Source organism: Rhizobium sp. YAF28, assembly GCF_052113285.1.
In the GTDB taxonomy this organism is placed as follows: domain Bacteria; phylum Pseudomonadota; class Alphaproteobacteria; order Rhizobiales; family Rhizobiaceae; genus Rhizobium.
Genome location: NZ_JBFRCX010000002.1, coordinates 126,096 through 143,445 on the forward strand (window position 1 = coordinate 126,096; position 17,350 = coordinate 143,445).

Genomic DNA, 17,350 nt, shown 5'->3' on the forward strand with positions numbered 1-17,350 from the left:
TCAGAAATATCCTTCACGCTTCTTCTTTTCCATGGAACCGGACTGGTCACGGTCGATGGCGCGGCCCTGGCGCTCGGAAACCGTGGCGATCTCCAGTTCCGCGATAATCTCTTCAAGGGTGGTGGCGGTAGAGCGGATCGCGCCCGTCAGCGGGAAGCAGCCGAGCGTGCGGAAGCGGATGAAGTCTTCCTGCTTCGTTTCGCCGGGCAGCAGTTCCAGGCGCGGATCGGAGGCCGCAATCATCATGCCGTCACGCTCGACATAGGGGCGCTTGGCCGCGAAATAGAGCGGCACGATCGGAATATCCTCGGCTTGGATATAGCGCCAGATGTCGACCTCGGTCCAGTTCGAGAGCGGGAAGACGCGAACGCTTTCACCCTTGCGGATCTGGCCGTTATAGACGTTCCAGAGCTCCGGGCGCTGGTTGCGCGGGTCCCAGCGATGGTCGGGCGTGCGGAAGGAATAGATGCGTTCCTTGGCACGGGAGGCTTCCTCGTCGCGCCGTGCGCCGCCGAAGGCGGCGTCGTACTGGCCGGCATCCAGCGCATTGCGCAGCGCTTCCGTCTTCATGATATCGGTATAGCGGGCCGATCCATAGGTGAAGGGCGTGATGTTTTCAGCTGCACCGCGCGGATTGATGTGCTCGATCAGATCGAGATCGTACTTCTTCACGATCTCGTCGCGGAAGGTGATCATCTCCGCGAACTTCCAGCCGGTATTCACATGCAGCAGCGGGAAGGGCACGCGGCCGGGATAGAAGGCCTTGCGGGCAAGATGCAGCAGGACGGAGGAATCCTTGCCGATCGAATAGAGCATCACCGGACGCTCGAATTCGGCGGCAACTTCGCGGAAGATGTGGATCGCTTCGTTTTCCAGGGCTTTCAGATGCGGGTCGAGTGGCGGCTTGGCACTCTGCGGATTGTTCAGTTCCGTATCCTGACGGGTATCGGGCATTTCGTACTCCAGACTTCTTATTGCTGCACGGCGATCGCGGTCGCCTCTTCGGCGACATGCAGACCGCATTCGCGCTTCTCATCCTGTTCCCACCACCAACGGCCGGCGCGTTCTGGCTCGCCGGGCTTGATGGCGCGCGTGCAGGGCTCGCAGCCGATCGAGGGATAGCCACGTGCATGCATCGGGTTCACCGGCACGCCATTGTCGGCGACAAAGGCCTTGGTCTTCTCGATATCCCAGTCTGCGAGCGGGTTGACCTTCAGAAGGTGGCGTTCGGCGTCATATTCGGCAAAGGGCGTTTCGGCGCGGTTGGCCGACTGGCCGCGGCGCAGGCCGGTGATCCAGATTGTTGCGCCTGCCAGCGCCCGCGCAAGCGGCTTCAGCTTGCGCACGCCACAACAGGCATGTCTGGCTTCGACGCTCTCATAGAAACCGTTTATGCCGTATTTCGCCGCGTAAGCGTCGATATCGGCCTGCTCCGGTTCATAGCGGGTGATGTGAATGTCGTACTGGCTCTCGGTCTCGTCGATCAGCGCGAGCGTTTCGGGGAAAAGCCGCCCTGTCTGCAGCGTGACAACGTCGATCGGCAGGCGATGCGTGCCGATCTCGGCGGTGATGACCTGGTCCTCGATGCCGAGCGAGGTGGTGAAGACCACACGCCCGCCAAGGCCGGCGACGAACGAAAGCCGGCCGGCGAGGTCGAGACCCGAAAGCTTGTCAGCCAAAGCCTCGGCTTCTTCGATCGGATTGATAACAGTCATGGGGGATCCTGTCCTTGATATTGGCCGGAGTATTACAGCTGAAGGACGGATCGGACAGAAAAAGGGATTTCGAAAGGACTGCTTAGCGGAGCAAATATCTCTCCCATCCTGCCGCAATGCAGAAAAGCAGCCGCAGGCGCAGAAATGGCGCCTCGAACTTAATGTCTATAGAAATAGTAGTGTTACACGGCGCCTGTCAATTGGAAATCTGAATTGATGGCGGCGATGATGAAAATTGTCCTCTTTTGACATAGATTATCAGCTGTTGGCCGAGGGTGAAAAACAGGGCCAAAATACTTGGCTCTCAAGGCTTTTCCGGCTTGTTCAAATTCCGTTCATGCTGGCCGTGCAATAGAGGCAATTAGCTTTTTTGGCGATGTCGGGATTCGACACCGCTCTGTGTATGTCGACGGTCCGAGATGATTACGCAAAAGGCAAAATATGCGCTGCGGGCGCTGACGGTTCTGGCGGAAGCTGCGGCCGACGAGCCCGTCATGATTTCCGACATTGCCGTGCAGCAAAAGATCCCGAAGAAGTTTCTGGAACAGATCCTGCTCGACCTCAAACATCACGGCATCGTCGTCAGCCGCCGCGGCAAGCAGGGTGGCTACCTGCTGCTGAAGCCGGCCCACAGCATCACCTTCGGCGAGATCCTGCGCATCATCGATGGCCCGATCGCACCACTACCCTGCCTGTCGATCACCGCCTACCGCAAGTGCGATGATTGCGACGGCGAGCAGACTTGTCAAATTCGCCACGTCTTCGCCAAGGTAGCGGACGCCACCCGCAAGGTCCTGTTCTCCACGACGATTGCCGATGCCGTCGGCACCAAGCGTGGCGCGGAAGTCACCCGTCTGCTTGCCTGATCCCCTCTCGCCGGCCTTCAAGATTCGGTGAGTGACCTTTCCATCTGCCTGACATGCTCCACCTGCCCATGCATTCGGGTAGGGAGAAACATCATGTTTGCACTTTCGGGAAAGAGAGCGCTGGCAGCTGTCCTGCTGTCGGCGACAGTCGCAACCAGTGCTGCGGCCCATCACGGTTGGTCATGGGCGGAAGCCGACCAGATAGAGCTTCGCGGCATCATCCAGCAAATATCGATGGGCGGGCCGCATCCGACGCTCGATGTCGCAACCGTCGATGACGGTGTCTGGCGCGTCGAACTCGGCAATCCGCGCCAGACGGAACGCGCGGGTTTCGTGGAAGGTGTCGCAAAGCCTGGCGATCAGGTCATAGCACTCGGAAACCGGTCGCAGGACCGCACAGAGAAGCGGCTGAAGGCGGTGCGCATCACGATTGGTGAAAAGCGCTACGATATTTATCCGGAACGCATCCAGACGAACTGACGCCTCGTCATGGAGCTTCTCGAATGGCTGGCTGCCACGACGCTTGCGGTCGAGCTGCGGCGCTCCGCGACGCTCTACATGTTCGTCAATGCCGGCCATATCCTGGCGATTGGCCTTCTGGTCGGCGCCATCCTGCCGCTTGATCTCAGGCTCGCCGGTTTTTTTGGTAAGGTGCCGGTGGAGGTCGTCGCGCCATTCCTGTCCCGTTCGGCCGGCGTCGGCCTCGCCCTGGCTTTGCTGACAGGCTTCTGCCTCTTCAGCGTCCGCCCCGGCGAGTATGCGGCCAATCCCGCCTTCCTCGCCAAGCTCGGACTGATCGCTTTCGGCATCCTCAATGTGCTCCTGGTTCATGCAGGGCAGGGATGGCGAACCGCAATCACGATCGGCATCGTCCGTCCCGCCATGCGGTTCTCCGCAGCTCTTTCTGCGATGATATGGATCGCGGCCGTCGTGGCCGGCAGGTGGATCGGTTTTCTCTGACGTGATCCTCCGCCAGATGTCGCTCAGCCGCGCCCGCGCACGAATTGCAGCGTTGCTTCGGCGACCCGCTGGCCGAGGTGGCGGGCAGTCGCGAGGTCTGCTTCAGGCGGCGCGAGGTCAGGGCCCTCGTCGACATTCGATTGCGCGGCCGCACCGAGCCAGAAGCCCAGCCGGTTGAGCTCTTCCTTCGAGCCCAAGGAGGAATTGTTGGCCGGCGGCAGGTCGAGATTGATCCAGTGCATGCCGTGCTGGGCGGCAAAGAGGGCGATCTGCATCAGGGTGGCGAGCTTATCGCCCGCCTGGGAGCCCGAATTGGTGAAGCCGGCAGCGATCTTGTCCTTCCAGCGATAACCTCTCGCCATGACCGCATGTGAGCTCGCCTCCTGAAAGGCCTTGAAGGCGGCAGACGGTCCGGCGACATAGGTCGGCGCGCCGAAGATGATCGCCTCCGCCGCGGCGAGATCGTCCCAACGGTCCGGCGCTTCCTCCGCCGTCAGCAGCAGACAGCTGACGGCGGCGACCCGGTCAATACCGGCTTTCACTGCTTCTGCCTGCCGCGCCGTATGGCCGTATCCGCTGTGGTAGACGATAGCGATACGTATCTCTGTCATGGGTCGATCTCCTCTGATTTGAAATACAGATGCCCGCCTCCGCAATGGGGCTGCGGATAGTGAAACGGGCGGGTTGTGAGTGTGATGCGCCCTAGTGCAGGGAGTTCTGTTCCAGATGCGCGAGCTTTTCGGGATTGCGCGTCACATAGACCGCGGTGATCCTGTCATCTTCGATCTGAAGAGCCGTGGTCTGTAGCCAGCTGTCTTCCTCGATGCTGACAAAGCCCGGCAATCCGTTGATCAAGCCGTAGTGCAGCAGTCGCGACATATGCGCGGTGAAGATCGGCGCCAGTGCCGCAAAGAGCTTTGTCACCTTGTCGCGACCGATGATCGGCCGCCTTGGCGCCACCGCCTTCGCGCCACCGTCCGTATAGACGGTTGCATCCTCAGCCAGCAGCGCCCGCAATGCCTCGATATCGCCGCTGCGCGACGCCATGAAGAAGGCGGAGGCGATCTGCAGGCCGTGTTCCGGCGGCAAGGCATAGCGTGGCCGCGCGCTCCGGACATTGGCCCGTGCCCGGCTGGCAAGCTGACGGCAGGCCGCAGGTTTGCGTCCGATGGTGGCGGCGATCTCTTCGAAGCCGACGCCGAAGACGTCATGCAGCACGAACACCGCTCGTTCGAGCGGCGAAAGCCGTTCCAGCGCCAGCATCAGCGGCAGCGCGACATCGTCGACTTCATCTTCCGGCGCGACCACGATCGGCTCCGGCAGCCACGGTCCTATATAGGTCTCGCGCCGGCGCCGCGCCGATTTCAATTGATCGAGGCAAAGTCGCGTCACGATCCGGTGCAAGAAGGCGGCGGGCTCGCGAACCTCATCGCGATTGGCATCGAGCCAGCGCAGGAAAGCCTCCTGCACGATATCTTCGGCCTCTGCTACTGAGCCCAGCATGCGATAGGCAACCCGTGTCAACCGCGGGCGCAGCGGATTGAAGGCGGCAATGGCATCTGCTCCCTCTGCCGCCGTCATCACTCAGCCTCTCTTTTTTCCAGCTTCACCACCGCCATCTCCTTCACCTCGTCCGTTCGAGAAGGCTGGACGAGATGAGGTGGTCATTTGTGACACGCTGTCCAGTTTTTTTGCCTTCTGGCGGGGGTGCCTGGGAGAGGGCGTTGAATGTGACACCGTGATCCGCCATATTGCATCGCAATTGCAATGCATGAGGTGGATCATGAAAACCGCATCGCTTCCCTCTCTTCGCGTGGATCCGGAACTGCGCGCTGCGGCCGAAAGCGTTCTGAAGGAAGGCGAGAGCTTGTCGGCGCTGATCGAGGATTCTCTGCGTCGTCAGATCGATTACAGAAAGACCCAGGCGGAGTTCATAGCACGGGGGCTGGCCGGCTTGGCGGAAGCGGAACGGACGGGTGTCTATCCCACGACGGACGACGTCATGGAGTTGATACGCAAGAAGCTTGAAAAGGCGAAAGCGCGCAAAGCCGCGCAACAGAAATGACCTTCGAGCTGAAGTACACCCAAACCTTCTATGAAGACCTGGACCGGCTCGCTGACTTTCTGATCGACCGTGATCCAGATTTGGCGGAACGTGCCATCGGCGCCATCCAAAAAGCTCTGATGATACTGCAGGATTTCCCGCTGATGGCCAGACGCGCGTCTGCGGATGATCCCTTGCTGCGCGAACTCGTCGTACCATTCGGCTCGGCCGGATATGTCATCCTTTTCAAGATAATCGATGAGGCGACCGTCATTGTCCTCGCCATCCGTCACCAGCGCGAAGAAGACTACCACTGACTACCGGTCGCTCACCGCCGCGCGCGGATTGATCCACGGCTCCTGATTGGATCGTGCCATCAGCTGTTTGCCGAGAATGTGGTCTGCGGCCTTCTCGCCTGTCATGATCGACGGACCATTCAGATTGCCATAGGTGACATGCGGGAAGATCGAGCTGTCTGCGACCCGCAGGCCGTCCACGCCGATCACCCGTGTGTCGGGATCGACCACCGCCATCGGATCGTCCTTCGCGCCCATCCGGCATGTGCCGCAGGGGTGGTAAGCGCTTTCCAGATGTTCGCGCAGGAACGCATCGATCTGTTCGTCCGTCTGAACCTTCTCGCCTGGCTGGATTTCCGGGCCGCGATAGTGGTCGAAGGCCTTTTGGCCGAAAATCTCGCGGGTGAGGCGCACGCAATGACGGAACTTCTCCCAGTCTTCGGCATGGCTCATATAATTGAAACGCAACACCGGATCAGCCTTCGGATCGGCGGAGCGCAGCGTAACGTTGCCCCGTGATTTCGATAGATTGTAGCCGACATGCACCTGGAAGCCGTGCGTATTGGCCGCCGCCTTGCCGTCATAGCTGATGGCGACCGGCAGGAAATGATATTGGATATCAGGCTGCTTCAGCCCCGGCGCGGAACGCAGGAAGGCGCAGGCTTCGAACTGGTTGGAAGCGCCGAGGCCGCCCTTGGAAAGCAGCCATTGTGCACCAGCGACACCCTGCCAGAACCATGGCAGCCAGGAATAGAGCGACACCGGCTTGGTTGAGATCTGCTGGAAATAGAATTCCATATGGTCCTGCAGATTGGCGCCGACGCCCTGCCGGTCGACCTTTACCTCGATGCCCATGTCCTGCAGATGCCCGCCGGGGCCAATGCCGGAGAGCATCAAGAGTTTCGGAGAGTTGAAGGAGGAGGCCGAGACGATCACCTCGCGATTAGCTTTGACGATCTCGGTCGCGCCGGCGCGCTCGATTTCCACGCCTGTCGCGCGGCCGTTCTCGATGATGATCCTGCGCGCAAAGCCTTTGACGAGCTCAACGTTCGGCCGCTTCAGCGCCGGCTTCAGATAAGCGCTTGCCGCCGACCAGCGCCGTCCGCGATGGATGGTCTGTTCCATCAGCCCGAAGCCTTCCTGCTTCGAGCCGTTATAATCCTCGGTCGTCTCGAAGCCCGCTTGTTTTCCGGCATCGATGAAGGCGTGAAACAGCGGGTTCTTCACCACGCCGCGCTGCACATGCAGCGGGCCGTCCGTGCCGCGCCAGCCTTCCTCGCCGCCGTGCGAATTCTCCATGCGCTTGAAATAGGGCAGCACGTCCGCATAGGCCCAGCCATTCGCGCCGAGCTCTTCCCATCGATTGTAGTCTTCCGCATGGCCGCGCACATAGACCATGCCGTTGATGGAGGAGGAACCGCCGATCACCTTGCCGCGCGGCGCGGTGATGCGCCGGTTGTTGAGGTTGGCCTCGGGCTCGGAAAGATAACCCCAGTTATAGCGCTTCATGCTCATTGGCCAAGCAAGGGCCGCCGGCATCTGGATGAACGGCCCGAAATCCGAGCCGCCCGCCTCGATGACAATGACCGTGTTCTTGCCGTCTTCCGAAAGCCGGTAGGCCAGCGCCGACCCTGCCGAGCCGGAGCCGACGATGACGAAATCTGCCTGTTGCATGCTGTTCCCTTTGGATTGTCGTGTGCAACGGATGCGTCGATTTTGGATGGGCTCAGTACGGCGAGGCGACCGGCCCCATGCCGACATAAACCGTCTTCAGCTCGCTATAGTGCTCAAGCGCTGCCAGCGAATTCTCCCGTCCGAAGCCCGATTGCTTCGATCCCCCGAAGGGTATTTCCACCGGGCAGAGATTGTAGGTATTGATCCAGAGCGTGCCGGCCTCCAGCTGGTCGACGACGCGGTGAGCGCGTGTCAGATCGGCGGTGAAGACGCCGCCGGAGAGGCCGAACTCCGTCCCATTGGCGCGCTTGATCACCTCGGCTTCATCGTCGAAATCGAGCACGCACATGACCGGGCCGAAGATCTCTTCGCGCGCGATCGTCATCCCGTCGGTCACATCGGCAAAGACGGTCGGCTGCACATAATAGCCTTCGCCCGTCACATGGTTCGGGATACCGCCGCCGGTCACCAGTGCCGCACCCTCGGCCTTGCCCTTCTCGATATAGGCAAGCACCTTCTCGCGCTGTGCCCAGGAGACCATCGGGCCGAGCTGCGTGGCTTCATCCATCGGGTCGCCGATGAGGATCGCTTCGGTTCGCGTCTTCAGCCGTTTCAGGAATTCACCCTTGATCTTCTTCTGCACGAAGACGCGCGTGCCGTTGGAGCAGACCTGGCCCGTAGCATAGAAATTGCCGAGCATCGCGCCGCCGACGGCGCTGTCGAGATCGGCGTCGTCGAAGACGATCAGCGGCGACTTGCCGCCAAGCTCCATCGTCACGTGCTTGAGCTGGCCTGCAGCCGCAGCAGCCACCTTGCGCCCGGTCGGGACCGAGCCGGTCAGCGAAACCTTGGCGACGTCGGGGTGGTTGACGAGCAGCGGCCCGGTATCCCGGTCGCCCTGGATGACATTGTAGAGCCCCTTCGGCAGGCCGGCCTCGTGCAGGATTTCGGCAATCTTCAGCGCGCCGAGCGGCGTGGTTTCCGAGGGCTTGAAGACCATGGCATTGCCGGCAACCAGCGCCGGCGCACCCTTCCAGCAGGCGATCTGCTGCGGATAGTTCCAGGCGCCGATGCCGACGCACACACCGAGCGGCACGCGCTTCGTATAGGCAAAGTCCTGGCCGAGCGGGATATGCGAGCCGTTCAGTCCCGCCGGTGCTACGCCGCCGAAGAACTCGAAGGCGTCGGCGCCCGAGGTAGGGTCGGCGACAACAGTTTCCTGGATCGGCTTGCCGGTATCGAGCGTTTCCAGCTCTGAAAGTTCGCGGTTGCGCTCGCGCATGATCTCGGCCGCGCGCTTCAGGATGCGCCCGCGCGCCATCGGGCTCAAGGCCGCCCATTCCGGCTGCGCGCGTTTGGCAGCCGCGATCGCCTTCTCGACAATCGCGGGCGTTGCGGCATAAAGCCGGGCGATCACTTCACCGGTTGCCGGATAGATGCTTTCGATGAGGGTGCCGCTGTCATCCTCGACATATTCCCCGTCGATGAAGTGCGATGCTTTCGGCTGGGCTTTCATGTCGCTGTTCCCTGGCTGGTTGGCATGAGGTTGTTCATTTGCCGATGCGGTCGAGCTGCATCGTTACATAATCCTCCGTCAGCGCGATCGAGGCTGTAATGCCGATCGGCGCCGATTTCAGACTTTGCCGGATATAGAGCCCGTCGATCATCGCGGCCGCGCCCTCTGCGATGCGTTCTGCGGCATCGTCTGGGCAAAGCGCCTTGAGGGCCGCAAGCAGGTTGGAGCGCAGGCGCCGCGCATAGATGACGAGGAAACGCCGTGTCTCTTCGGATCGCTGCGCCTCGGCATAGAAGGCAAGCCAGGCGGCAATCGTCTGCGGCGCGAACTGGTCGGCGTTAAAGCTGACGCGGATAATGGCCGAGATCCGCTGCCGTGGCGTTGCCGCCTGTCCCAGTGCCGTCACCGCGTCGTCGCGCAGCTGGCGTAGGAGGGAACGGATTGTCTCGATCAGCAGCTGTTCCTTGCTGCCGAAATAGTGGTGGGCAAGGGCAGGCGACACCCCCGCCCGCCGGGCGATATCGGACATGGTGACGGTCAGCGAGCCGTGATCGCCGATCACCCGCAGCGCTGCATCCACAAGCGCCTTGCGGCGCACCGGTTCCATTCCGACCTTCGGCAAGCTCATTTCTCCCGAGAATGCATGTAAGCGTATTTTTGATTGACTGATCAATCAACAAAAATCTTTCGCCGGATTGATCCGGATCACCTCTTTTCGCGAGAAATTGCTGCAGCATATCTCCAGCAATCAGGAGGTGTGCCAATGGCCAATATTTACGACGGAATGCCCGAATCCCCGTTGCGGTCGAAATGGGTGTGGTTCGTCGGTCTCGGCGTGCTGCTTCTCATTTGCGGCCTCATCGCTCTCAGCAACCTGCTGATGGCGACCGTCGCTTCGGTCTTTTATGTCGGCATGCTGATGCTGGCAGGCGGTGTTATCTATCTCATCCACGCCTTCCAGGTGCGCGGCTGGGATCATGTGCTCTTCTGGGCGTTGAGTGGCGTCCTTTATGTGCTCGCTGGCGTCTGCGCCTTCATCAACCCCATCCTTACGTCCGCCGCCTTGACCCTGTTTCTGGCCATAGCGCTGCTCATTGCCGGTGTCTTCCGCCTTTTCGTCGGCATGCGCATGCGGCCGCTCAAGGGCTGGGGATGGATTGTTGCGAGCGGCCTCATCACAGCTCTCGCAGGCTTCGTGATTGCACTCGGTTGGCCGGTCAACAGCCTCTGGATCCTCGGCCTCTTCCTGGCGATCGATCTTGTCGTTCAGGGCTGGACAATGCTCGCCTTCGGCCTAGGTATCCGTTCTTGAAACTGTGGAGAGAGGCCGCCGGATGGTCCGTTTCGGCCGTTTCTTTTTTGACAAGAACATGACGGGGTACTAAAATTCTGCGATTGAAGGCCGGCTCCGCAGAAGAGCCGCCTCCTGTGCTAAGGCACTTCGGCATTGGCGCTTGTCGCCCCAGAAGCCGAAAATAGACCCCCGAGGCAGTCTCTGCCGAATAGAATGGGAGGAGAATTCCATGCCGATGGTCACCGTTTCCATCTCACCGCTCCAGGCAGCCGGCATCCGCGATGCTGTCGATCAAGGCGGATATGCATCGAGCAGCGAAGTCGTGCGCGAGGCACTGCGCCTGTGGGATGCCGCCCGTAAATTGGGCGAATATCGCAGCGAAGTCCTGGCCGATGAAAGCGCACCCAGCGGCGGCAGATGCGTCGCCGATATGTTCGCCGATCATGAAGCCGAGCATCGCCGTTCGGCCTGAATAAGCCGTTGATTGTAAACTCGAAAATCTAATAAGCGCTTGGCGTGCATGAGCGGTTGCGCGTTCATGAAAGTTTCATACTGAGGAAAGGGTTCGTTGACCCTTCTGCTCCATTGTCCGGCCGAAAAAGAAAAGGTCACAGTGGAGATTGGCATGTCTTTGGCTGCCAGCGTCGAACCGGGTGTCGTGCGTCGTTATGCCAGCGATCAGATCGTTACCCTCGCCAAACTTGTCGTTGAAAACGCGTTTCAGCCGATTGTCGAAGCCGGTACCGGCACGGTCTTCGGTTATGAATCCCTCATGCGCGGGCAGGAGCGTATCGGCTTCGAAACGCCGATCGAAATCCTCGACGAAGCCCATGAGACCGGCCAGCTCCTGCAGCTTGAGCAGATGGTCGCGAACCGCGCGCTCGCCAAATTCTCGACGCTCTCGAACTTCGCGACGGCCACGCTTTTCCTCAATCTCGACGTTCGCCTCATCCCGCATGGCAATCGTCTTGTCGAGAGCCTGCTGTTGCAGCTGAAAACGGCGAATATCCCGCCGTCCTCCGTCTGTTTCGAGTTTTCCGAGCGCTTCGACAATACCAGCGTACCCGAATTCGCCGATCTCGTGTCGCGCCTGCGCAAGGCCGGCTTCAAGCTGGCGATCGACGATTTCGGCGTCGGTCATGGCGAAATGAAGCTGCTCTGCGACTATTCCGTCGATTACCTGAAGATCGACCGCCATTTCGTTGCCGATATCGACCGCAGCCCGCGCAAGCGCCACCTGCTGAAGAGCATCGTCAACATGGCCCACGTGCTCGGCACCCGTGTGATCGCCGAGGGCATCGAGACGGAAGCCGAATTCATCGTCTGCCGCGATTATGGCGTGGACCTCGTGCAGGGTTGGTTCATCTCGCGCCCGTCGACGCATCTCTCCGAACTCGTGCCTGCCTTCCCGCACCTGCAGGAACTCGGCAAGAACAAGGGTAACAGCCAGTCGCTCGACGAAATCCTCATCCGCAAGCAGATCGAAATGCTGCCGACCGTCTATGAGAGCGATGGTATTGATACGGTCTTTGAACTGTTCCGCCGCAATCCGCGCCAGGCCTATTTCCCGGTTCTCAATGCCAATGGCGAGCCGCGCGGCATCATTCACGAGCATCACCTCAAGGAATATATCTATCAGCCCTTTGGCCGCGACCTTCTGAAGAACAAGGACTATGAGCGCACCATCTCGCATTTCGTCGAGCGCGCGCCGATCGTCGGCCTCGACAGCGATGCTGATCAGCTCATGGTGATCTTCGCCAATATGGAAGGCAGCAACTGCCTGATCCTCACCGACAACATGCGCTACGCCGGCGTCGTCTCCGCCGCCTCGCTGATCAAGGTCATCAATGAGAAGCAGCTGAAGACGGCACAGGACCAGAATCCGCTGACTGGCTTGCCAGGCAACCGTGCCATCCGGGATTTCATGCGCCATTCCGGACGCGACGGCGATGAAGTGCGCCACTTCTGCTATTGCGACTTCGATAATTTCAAGCCCTTCAACGATGCCTACGGCTTTCATCTCGGCGACCATGCGATCTCGCTCTTCGCCGCGCTGATGCGCCGTTACTTCTTTGCCGAGCGTCACTTCCTCGGCCATGTCGGCGGCGACGATTTCTTCGTCGGTGTCGTCGGCTGGACGAAGGAGGAACTGACGGAAATCCTCGATCGTCTCATCAGCGATTTCCACGATGACGTGCTCGATCTCTATTCGGACGAGGACCGTGCTGCCGGCCGTATCCACGGTCACGATCGCGCCGGCGCGGAAGCCTTCTTCCCGCTGATGCGCTGCTCGATCGGTGTTCTCGAACTGCCGGAAGGTCTCGTCATCGACGATATCAATCGCGTCAGCGCCGAGATCGCCCAGGTGAAGTCGAGCGCCAAGGAGAGCGACGAAGGCCTCATATTCCATGCGTTAGGCGAGGCGAATTGACGCCTCTGGCACTTCCGGCCTTCCCAAGCCCCAGACCCTGAATTATCTCCAATGCTTCGGAATAGGGAGAGCCGGGCCATGTCGTTGCCGTCGCATATGCGTTTTGTGGATCTGCCGTCTTTTGGCGGGCCGGAGGCGATGGTCATTGCAAATGGACCGGTGCCGATGCCCGGCGAAGGTCAGATCCTCGTCCGTACCGAAGCGGTCGGCGTCAACCGCCCCGATATTTCCCAGCGCCAGGGCAGCTATCCGCCGCCGAAGGATGCGAGCCCCATTCTCGGCCTGGAACTCGCGGGCGAGGTCGTCGCGATCGGCCCCGGCGTGACCGGCTATTCGCTGGGCGGCAAGGTCTGTGGCCTCGCCAATGGCGGCGCCTATGCCGAATATTGCCTTCTGCCGGCCGGTCAGGTGCTGCCTTTCCCCAGGGGTTATGATGCAGTGAAGGCTGCAGCTCTTCCGGAGACCTTTTTCACCGTCTGGGCGAACCTCTTCCAGATGGCAGGCCTGACGGAAGGCGAGAAAGTGCTGATCCATGGCGGCTCCAGCGGCATCGGCACGACCGCTATCCAGCTCGCCAAGGCTTTCGGCGCGGAGGTCTATGCGACCGCCGGCTCGAAGGAAAAATGCGAGGCCTGCGAGAAGCTAGGCGCCAAGCGCGCCATCAACTACCGGCAAGAGGATTTCGCAGCCATCATCAAGGAAGAGACCGGCCACGGCGTCGATATCGTCCTCGACATGATCGGTGCGGCCTATTTCGAGAAGAACATCGCCTCGCTGGCGAAAGATGGCTGCCTCTCCATCATCGCCTTTCTGCAGGGCGCGGTCGCCGAAAAGGTCAACCTTACCCCGATCATGGTCAAGCGCCTGACGGTGACGGGCTCCACCATGCGCCCGCGCACGGCGGAGGAGAAGCGGGCGATCCGTGACGATCTCCTGTCCGAGGTCTGGCCGCTTCTGGAAGCCGGAACGGTCGCGCCCGTCATCTATGAGACCTTTGCCTTTGAAGACGTGGTAGCTGCTCATCGGCTGATGGAAAGCAGCAACCACATCGGCAAGATCATGCTGAAACTCGGCTAAAGCGCCGTACGTCCGTTCGGACGCACAAAACACGCTCTAACTCTTTGAATTTACGCATCAGGCTTTCCGAAAATCGATTCCGATTTTCGGGCCGATGCTGTAAGCGACAGCGCCGCGCCGACGGCGATCAGTCCCGGCAAGGCCATGATCACATAGAGCCAGCTCGCCGCCGAAAGCGCGCCCGCAATGCCGCCCGGGTCGACCAGTCCCGCGCCGTTGGCGATGACGCCGGCAAAGGCCGCTCCGAAGGCGCTACCGAGCGAGCTCATCGTCGGAATGGCTGCCGAAGCCTTGTCCTGCTCGCTGTCGGCTACCAGCTTCAGCACCTTGGCGACGAGATGCGCCCAGCCGAGGCCGACACCAAAACCCATCATGAACATGGCGACTGCTGCCGGTCCAAGGATGATAAGCTGCGCTTCAGGGTTCTCGCGGGCAAGGAAGACGGCAAGCACGGCTGTCGCTGCGGCTTCGGTTGCACAGCCCGCAACGATCGCGGCGTTGGCTTTCCTGCCGGAGAAGGAGCCGCTGAAGAAGGCGGCCACCGTCCAGCCGAGGGCGACGAGAGCCACCAGATAGCCTGAAATCAGCGGCGTTATCCCGTGCAGAACCTGCAGGAAATAGGGAATGAAGATATCGCTGACGAGAACGAAGTTGAGGCCGATCATTGTCAGATAGACCCGTGATATCGGCTGGCTCAGCGTCACCGCGCCTAACGGCAGCAGCCGGTAGTTTCCCTTGCGTTCCAAAACGAGCATGACGCCGACGGCCACGACCGAAACGGCGATCAGCCCGATCTTGGCTGTCGTCATCTCGGTCGTCCCTGCGGTGCTGACCAGCAGCACTGCCCCGAGCAGCAGGCAGATCTGCGCGACAGGCATCTTTGCCTGTTCGCGGTCGTCCTCGGCCTGCGGCAAAAGCCGCGGCGCCAGCACTGCCATCAACACACTGAGCGGGACGAGCACGGCAAAGGCGTAGCGCCAGGCGCCGTCATGCGCGAAGAAGCCGCCAAGCGTCGGGCCAATGACGGTCGACACCCCCCAGATCGCCGCATAGAGCGTTGACGCCTTCGGCCAGAGCGGTTCGGGATAGACGAAGCGAATGAAGGCGTAACAGAGGGCGGCGAGCGCACCGGTGCCGAAACCCTGCACCGTTCGACCGATCAGCACGACAGGCATCGAGGGGGCTGCAGCGCAAAGCAGGCTGCCGACGCCGAAGATCACTGCCGCGATCACGTAGACTCTGCGCAGCCCGATATTCCTCGGCCGCATCGCCATGAAGATCGAACCCAGTATGGTCGCGGCGATATAAAGCGTCGTCACCAGTGAGAAAAGTTCCAGCCCGCCGACATCGCGCACGATGCTCGGCGCGATCGTCGCCGTGATGTAGCTTTCGACGGCAGAGATCGTCATGCCGCCGCCAAGCATCAATGTCGCCGGCAGCAGCGCAGGGGAAAACAACTGGAAGACAGAAGTTGAAGAGCCTGATGGCTCCAAGGCGGTCTCGGACATGATGAATCCTTGCGTTTTTCCTGGCCCGTTATTATTTTATTTTCCAAGTTATGAATTGGAAAATTGCATGAGCATCGGATTAAAACAAGAGGTAGCTTGGAAAATTATGCGCCAGTCTCCTGTCAACCGCATCCTGATCCTGTTGAAGACCGAAGGGCCGCAGCTTGCCGCTGCGGTCGGCGATGCGCTCAGCATATCAGGTGAGGCCGCCCGTCAGCAGCTTGCCAAAATGGCGGAAGAGGGACTTGTGGAACCCGCAACGGTCGCCCCCAAGGGCAGGGGACGTCCGAGGCAGCTCTGGCACCTGACGGCTGAGGGTAACAGCCATTTCCCGGATGGCCATGCAGAACTGACGGCGACCCTGCTGACGACTGTTGTCGCGCAACTCGGCCCCGCCGCGCTGGATACCGTCATCGCCGCCCGCGAAAACGAAACGCTGCAGCGCTATCGCGCCGAACTCTCAGACAGGTCGGATCTGGCCGCCCGCGTCGAGGGGTTGGCCGCCATCCGCAGCCGTGAGGGCTATATGGCCGATAGCTGGCAGGAGGACGATGGATCATTGATGCTGGTCGAAAACCATTGTCCGATCTGCGCTGCGGCGACGGTCTGCGCCGGCTTCTGCCGTTCCGAACTCGAAACTTTCCGCAGCGTGCTCTCGGCCAATGTCGAGCGTAGCGAGCATATCCTGCTCGGCGCGCGCCGCTGCGCTTATCGCATTACTCCAAGGTAATTTGGGCCGGCTGGCGCATGCGGCTGCCGCTTTCCAGATAAAGCAGGATCACAATGGCGACGATGCCGACAGCGGCGCCGACGAAAGCCGTGCCGGAATAGTCCGTCACCGCTGTTCCAAGGGCAAAAACACCTGCGGCGACGCCGATGCCGATGAAGGTGTTGAGCGAGATCAGTGAGCTGCCGAGGCCCGGGCGATCGGCGATAAGGTCTTGCAGATAGGTGATCGGCAGGCTGAGGATGGCAGCCGCCCCGCAGGCGTTGAGACCGAGCAGCGCATAGAGCTGCCAGGGCGCGGTCGCAAAGCCTAGCAGCACCAGATAGAGACAGTAGAGCACCGTGCCTAATGCCAATACATGCACGGTATGGAAGCGCCGCTGTACCAGGCCCCACATCATCATGAAGGGCATTTCGAGAAAGGCCGTCAGGCCCGAGAGAAAGCCGACGTCAACGACGCTGCCGCCGATCGAGTGCACGACGATGAGCGGCGAAACCATGCCGTTCAGCCGCTGCAGGCCGAGCAGCAGAGACATGACGAAGACGCGGATGAAAACATCGGGCGCAAAGACTCGCTTCAGTGAGGCGAAGAAGCCCGGCTGGTTGGGGATCGTCTCGCGCACCGGGCCGTTGCCGGGCGCGAAGAAGAAATAGAGGCAGAAGCAGATGAGGCTTGCCACCGCCGCCACCCCATAAGCCGGCCTCATCGAGGGCGAAGTGACCAGAGCAAGCCCGACCAGCCCCGGCGCCACCGCCCAGGAACCGGAATAGAGCGCGCGCACCGTCGAGGTGATGGCGACCGCTTCACTACGGGCCAGCTGATTGGTGCGCGCCCGCACGCTGGCAAAGAGCAACGAATAGGTGGAATTGCTCATCGGCACCAGGAACAGCACCGAGAAGATGAAGATCGCGGGACTGTGGATGACCGCGATCGATCCGAAGCCGATGATACCGGCAATGGAAAGCGCAAGCACCAGTGGCCGTCTTTCCGTCAGCCTGTCCGACCATATGCCGAGCGTCAGGCTGATCGCGACATTGACGACGGCAGCAAAGAAGACCAGCGCCGAATAGGCGCCGTCACTCATTCCAAGTTCGCTGATGCCGATAATCGACTGGTAGGGAACCGTGGAGGCGTAGGTGAAGGCGAGCGCCACCAGCGTGACGGTTGGAATGCGGATGCGGCTGTCGCGGATGATGGAAGAAAATGAGGATGGCATGAGTATGAGTCCTGACACACAACCTT

The 17,350-nt window shown here is 60.7% G+C and carries 19 protein-coding genes; 10 read left to right on the plus strand and 9 right to left on the minus strand.

What is annotated here, in order from left to right; translation table 11 throughout:
• Both cysD and AB4Z13_RS04870 read right to left on the minus strand, forming a co-directional pair.
• On the minus strand, positions 1-954 hold the full coding sequence (gene cysD / locus AB4Z13_RS04865; RefSeq protein WP_113323134.1) for a sulfate adenylyltransferase subunit CysD: 954 nt from the start codon (positions 952-954) through the stop codon (positions 1-3).
• Positions 955-971: 17 nt separating this feature from the next.
• On the minus strand, positions 972-1,715 hold the full coding sequence (locus tag AB4Z13_RS04870; protein ID WP_439014298.1) for a phosphoadenylyl-sulfate reductase: 744 nt from the start codon (positions 1,713-1,715) through the stop codon (positions 972-974).
• 419 nt (positions 1,716-2,134) lie between these two features.
• Here AB4Z13_RS04870 and AB4Z13_RS04875 point away from each other — a divergent pair, with 419 nt between their 5' ends.
• The 3 genes from AB4Z13_RS04875 to AB4Z13_RS04885 all read left to right on the plus strand — a co-directional run bounded on the left by AB4Z13_RS04875 (position 2,135) and on the right by AB4Z13_RS04885 (position 3,541).
• The gene (locus AB4Z13_RS04875; RefSeq protein WP_007818882.1) at positions 2,135-2,581 is read left to right on the plus strand and encodes an RrF2 family transcriptional regulator; all 447 of its coding nucleotides are present in this window, start codon (positions 2,135-2,137) and stop codon (positions 2,579-2,581) included.
• A 93-nt stretch (positions 2,582-2,674) separates the two neighbouring features.
• Positions 2,675-3,061 (plus strand): DUF6152 family protein, encoded by a 387-nt coding sequence (locus AB4Z13_RS04880; RefSeq protein ID WP_113323136.1) that lies wholly within the window; start codon positions 2,675-2,677, stop codon positions 3,059-3,061.
• A 9-nt stretch (positions 3,062-3,070) separates the two neighbouring features.
• Positions 3,071-3,541, plus strand: coding sequence for a DUF6644 family protein (locus tag AB4Z13_RS04885; protein WP_439014299.1), 471 nt, complete (start codon positions 3,071-3,073; stop codon positions 3,539-3,541).
• 23 nt (positions 3,542-3,564) lie between these two features.
• Here AB4Z13_RS04885 and AB4Z13_RS04890 read toward each other — a convergent pair whose 3' ends face one another.
• Both AB4Z13_RS04890 and AB4Z13_RS04895 read right to left on the minus strand, forming a co-directional pair.
• The gene (locus AB4Z13_RS04890) at positions 3,565-4,152 is read right to left on the minus strand and encodes a flavodoxin family protein (protein ID WP_439014300.1); all 588 of its coding nucleotides are present in this window, start codon (positions 4,150-4,152) and stop codon (positions 3,565-3,567) included.
• 91 nt (positions 4,153-4,243) lie between these two features.
• Entirely contained in the window at positions 4,244-5,122 is an 879-nt protein-coding gene (locus AB4Z13_RS04895; protein WP_442205952.1) for a sigma-70 family RNA polymerase sigma factor, read from the minus strand.
• A gap of 202 nt (positions 5,123-5,324) precedes the next feature.
• Here AB4Z13_RS04895 and AB4Z13_RS04900 point away from each other — a divergent pair, with 202 nt between their 5' ends.
• Together AB4Z13_RS04900 and AB4Z13_RS04905 are read left to right on the plus strand one after the other, a co-directional pair.
• A complete protein-coding gene (locus AB4Z13_RS04900) occupies positions 5,325-5,606 on the plus strand; it encodes a YlcI/YnfO family protein (RefSeq protein WP_439017177.1) in 282 nt (93 codons plus the stop codon).
• Positions 5,603-5,902: a type II toxin-antitoxin system RelE/ParE family toxin gene (locus tag AB4Z13_RS04905; protein WP_439014302.1), complete on the plus strand. Its 300-nt coding sequence runs from the start codon at positions 5,603-5,605 to the stop codon at positions 5,900-5,902. The genes AB4Z13_RS04900 and AB4Z13_RS04905 overlap by 4 nt, the downstream gene beginning before the upstream one ends.
• On the opposite strand, the gene betA is transcribed toward AB4Z13_RS04905, so the two are convergent.
• Genes betA through betI form a run of 3 tightly spaced genes read right to left on the minus strand, consistent with a single transcriptional unit; the run spans position 5,903 to position 9,693 of the window.
• Complete coding sequence (betA, locus tag AB4Z13_RS04910) at positions 5,903-7,555, minus strand: choline dehydrogenase (protein ID WP_439014303.1); 1,653 nt, start codon at positions 7,553-7,555, stop codon at positions 5,903-5,905.
• Positions 7,556-7,607: 52 nt separating this feature from the next.
• Entirely contained in the window at positions 7,608-9,071 is a 1,464-nt protein-coding gene (gene betB / locus AB4Z13_RS04915) for a betaine-aldehyde dehydrogenase (RefSeq protein WP_439014304.1), read from the minus strand.
• 34 nt (positions 9,072-9,105) lie between these two features.
• Positions 9,106-9,693: a transcriptional regulator BetI gene (betI, locus tag AB4Z13_RS04920; RefSeq protein ID WP_113323230.1), complete on the minus strand. Its 588-nt coding sequence runs from the start codon at positions 9,691-9,693 to the stop codon at positions 9,106-9,108.
• A 141-nt stretch (positions 9,694-9,834) separates the two neighbouring features.
• Here betI and AB4Z13_RS04925 point away from each other — a divergent pair, with 141 nt between their 5' ends.
• The 4 genes from AB4Z13_RS04925 (at position 9,835) to AB4Z13_RS04940 (ending at position 13,873) form a co-directional block, all read left to right on the plus strand.
• Entirely contained in the window at positions 9,835-10,383 is a 549-nt protein-coding gene (locus tag AB4Z13_RS04925; protein WP_113323144.1) for an HdeD family acid-resistance protein, read from the plus strand.
• Between the two features lie 211 nt (positions 10,384-10,594).
• Positions 10,595-10,837, plus strand: a complete 243-nt coding sequence (locus AB4Z13_RS04930) for a ribbon-helix-helix domain-containing protein (RefSeq protein ID WP_037105511.1) — start codon at positions 10,595-10,597, stop codon at positions 10,835-10,837.
• A gap of 153 nt (positions 10,838-10,990) precedes the next feature.
• The gene (locus AB4Z13_RS04935; RefSeq protein ID WP_439014305.1) at positions 10,991-12,796 is read left to right on the plus strand and encodes a GGDEF domain-containing protein; all 1,806 of its coding nucleotides are present in this window, start codon (positions 10,991-10,993) and stop codon (positions 12,794-12,796) included.
• A 78-nt stretch (positions 12,797-12,874) separates the two neighbouring features.
• Positions 12,875-13,873: an NAD(P)H-quinone oxidoreductase gene (locus tag AB4Z13_RS04940; protein WP_439014306.1), complete on the plus strand. Its 999-nt coding sequence runs from the start codon at positions 12,875-12,877 to the stop codon at positions 13,871-13,873.
• A 50-nt stretch (positions 13,874-13,923) separates the two neighbouring features.
• On the opposite strand, the gene AB4Z13_RS04945 is transcribed toward AB4Z13_RS04940, so the two are convergent.
• The gene (locus tag AB4Z13_RS04945) at positions 13,924-15,381 is read right to left on the minus strand and encodes an MFS transporter (protein WP_439014307.1); all 1,458 of its coding nucleotides are present in this window, start codon (positions 15,379-15,381) and stop codon (positions 13,924-13,926) included.
• 106 nt (positions 15,382-15,487) lie between these two features.
• On the opposite strand from AB4Z13_RS04945, the gene AB4Z13_RS04950 reads away from it, so the two are divergent.
• A complete protein-coding gene (locus AB4Z13_RS04950; protein ID WP_439017178.1) occupies positions 15,488-16,111 on the plus strand; it encodes a helix-turn-helix transcriptional regulator in 624 nt (207 codons plus the stop codon).
• On the opposite strand, the gene AB4Z13_RS04955 is transcribed toward AB4Z13_RS04950, so the two are convergent.
• Complete coding sequence (locus AB4Z13_RS04955) at positions 16,098-17,324, minus strand: MFS transporter (RefSeq protein ID WP_439014308.1); 1,227 nt, start codon at positions 17,322-17,324, stop codon at positions 16,098-16,100. The two genes, AB4Z13_RS04950 and AB4Z13_RS04955, sit on opposite strands and share 14 nt — an antisense overlap.
• Positions 17,325-17,350 lie beyond the last annotated feature (26 nt).

Excerpts from the sequence above, each read along its gene's own strand:
- cysD (WP_113323134.1), bottom strand. The coding sequence starts at position 954 with ATGCCCGATACCCGTCAGGATACGGAACTGAACAATCCGCAGAGTGCC.
- AB4Z13_RS04870 (WP_439014298.1), bottom strand. The coding sequence starts at position 1,715 with ATGACTGTTATCAATCCGATCGAAGAAGCCGAGGCTTTGGCTGACAAG.
- AB4Z13_RS04875 (WP_007818882.1), top strand. The coding sequence starts at position 2,135 with ATGATTACGCAAAAGGCAAAATATGCGCTGCGGGCGCTGACGGTTCTG.
- AB4Z13_RS04880 (WP_113323136.1), top strand. The coding sequence starts at position 2,675 with ATGTTTGCACTTTCGGGAAAGAGAGCGCTGGCAGCTGTCCTGCTGTCG.
- AB4Z13_RS04885 (WP_439014299.1), top strand. The coding sequence starts at position 3,071 with ATGGAGCTTCTCGAATGGCTGGCTGCCACGACGCTTGCGGTCGAGCTG.
- AB4Z13_RS04890 (WP_439014300.1), bottom strand. The coding sequence starts at position 4,152 with ATGACAGAGATACGTATCGCTATCGTCTACCACAGCGGATACGGCCAT.
- AB4Z13_RS04895 (WP_442205952.1), bottom strand. The coding sequence starts at position 5,122 with ATGACGGCGGCAGAGGGAGCAGATGCCATTGCCGCCTTCAATCCGCTG.
- AB4Z13_RS04900 (WP_439017177.1), top strand. The coding sequence starts at position 5,325 with ATGAAAACCGCATCGCTTCCCTCTCTTCGCGTGGATCCGGAACTGCGC.
- AB4Z13_RS04905 (WP_439014302.1), top strand. The coding sequence starts at position 5,603 with ATGACCTTCGAGCTGAAGTACACCCAAACCTTCTATGAAGACCTGGAC.
- betA (WP_439014303.1), bottom strand. The coding sequence starts at position 7,555 with ATGCAACAGGCAGATTTCGTCATCGTCGGCTCCGGCTCGGCAGGGTCG.
- betB (WP_439014304.1), bottom strand. The coding sequence starts at position 9,071 with ATGAAAGCCCAGCCGAAAGCATCGCACTTCATCGACGGGGAATATGTC.
- AB4Z13_RS04925 (WP_113323144.1), top strand. The coding sequence starts at position 9,835 with ATGGCCAATATTTACGACGGAATGCCCGAATCCCCGTTGCGGTCGAAA.
- AB4Z13_RS04930 (WP_037105511.1), top strand. The coding sequence starts at position 10,595 with ATGCCGATGGTCACCGTTTCCATCTCACCGCTCCAGGCAGCCGGCATC.
- AB4Z13_RS04935 (WP_439014305.1), top strand. The coding sequence starts at position 10,991 with ATGTCTTTGGCTGCCAGCGTCGAACCGGGTGTCGTGCGTCGTTATGCC.
- AB4Z13_RS04940 (WP_439014306.1), top strand. The coding sequence starts at position 12,875 with ATGTCGTTGCCGTCGCATATGCGTTTTGTGGATCTGCCGTCTTTTGGC.
- AB4Z13_RS04945 (WP_439014307.1), bottom strand. The coding sequence starts at position 15,381 with ATGTCCGAGACCGCCTTGGAGCCATCAGGCTCTTCAACTTCTGTCTTC.
- AB4Z13_RS04950 (WP_439017178.1), top strand. The coding sequence starts at position 15,488 with ATGCGCCAGTCTCCTGTCAACCGCATCCTGATCCTGTTGAAGACCGAA.
- AB4Z13_RS04955 (WP_439014308.1), bottom strand. The coding sequence starts at position 17,324 with ATGCCATCCTCATTTTCTTCCATCATCCGCGACAGCCGCATCCGCATT.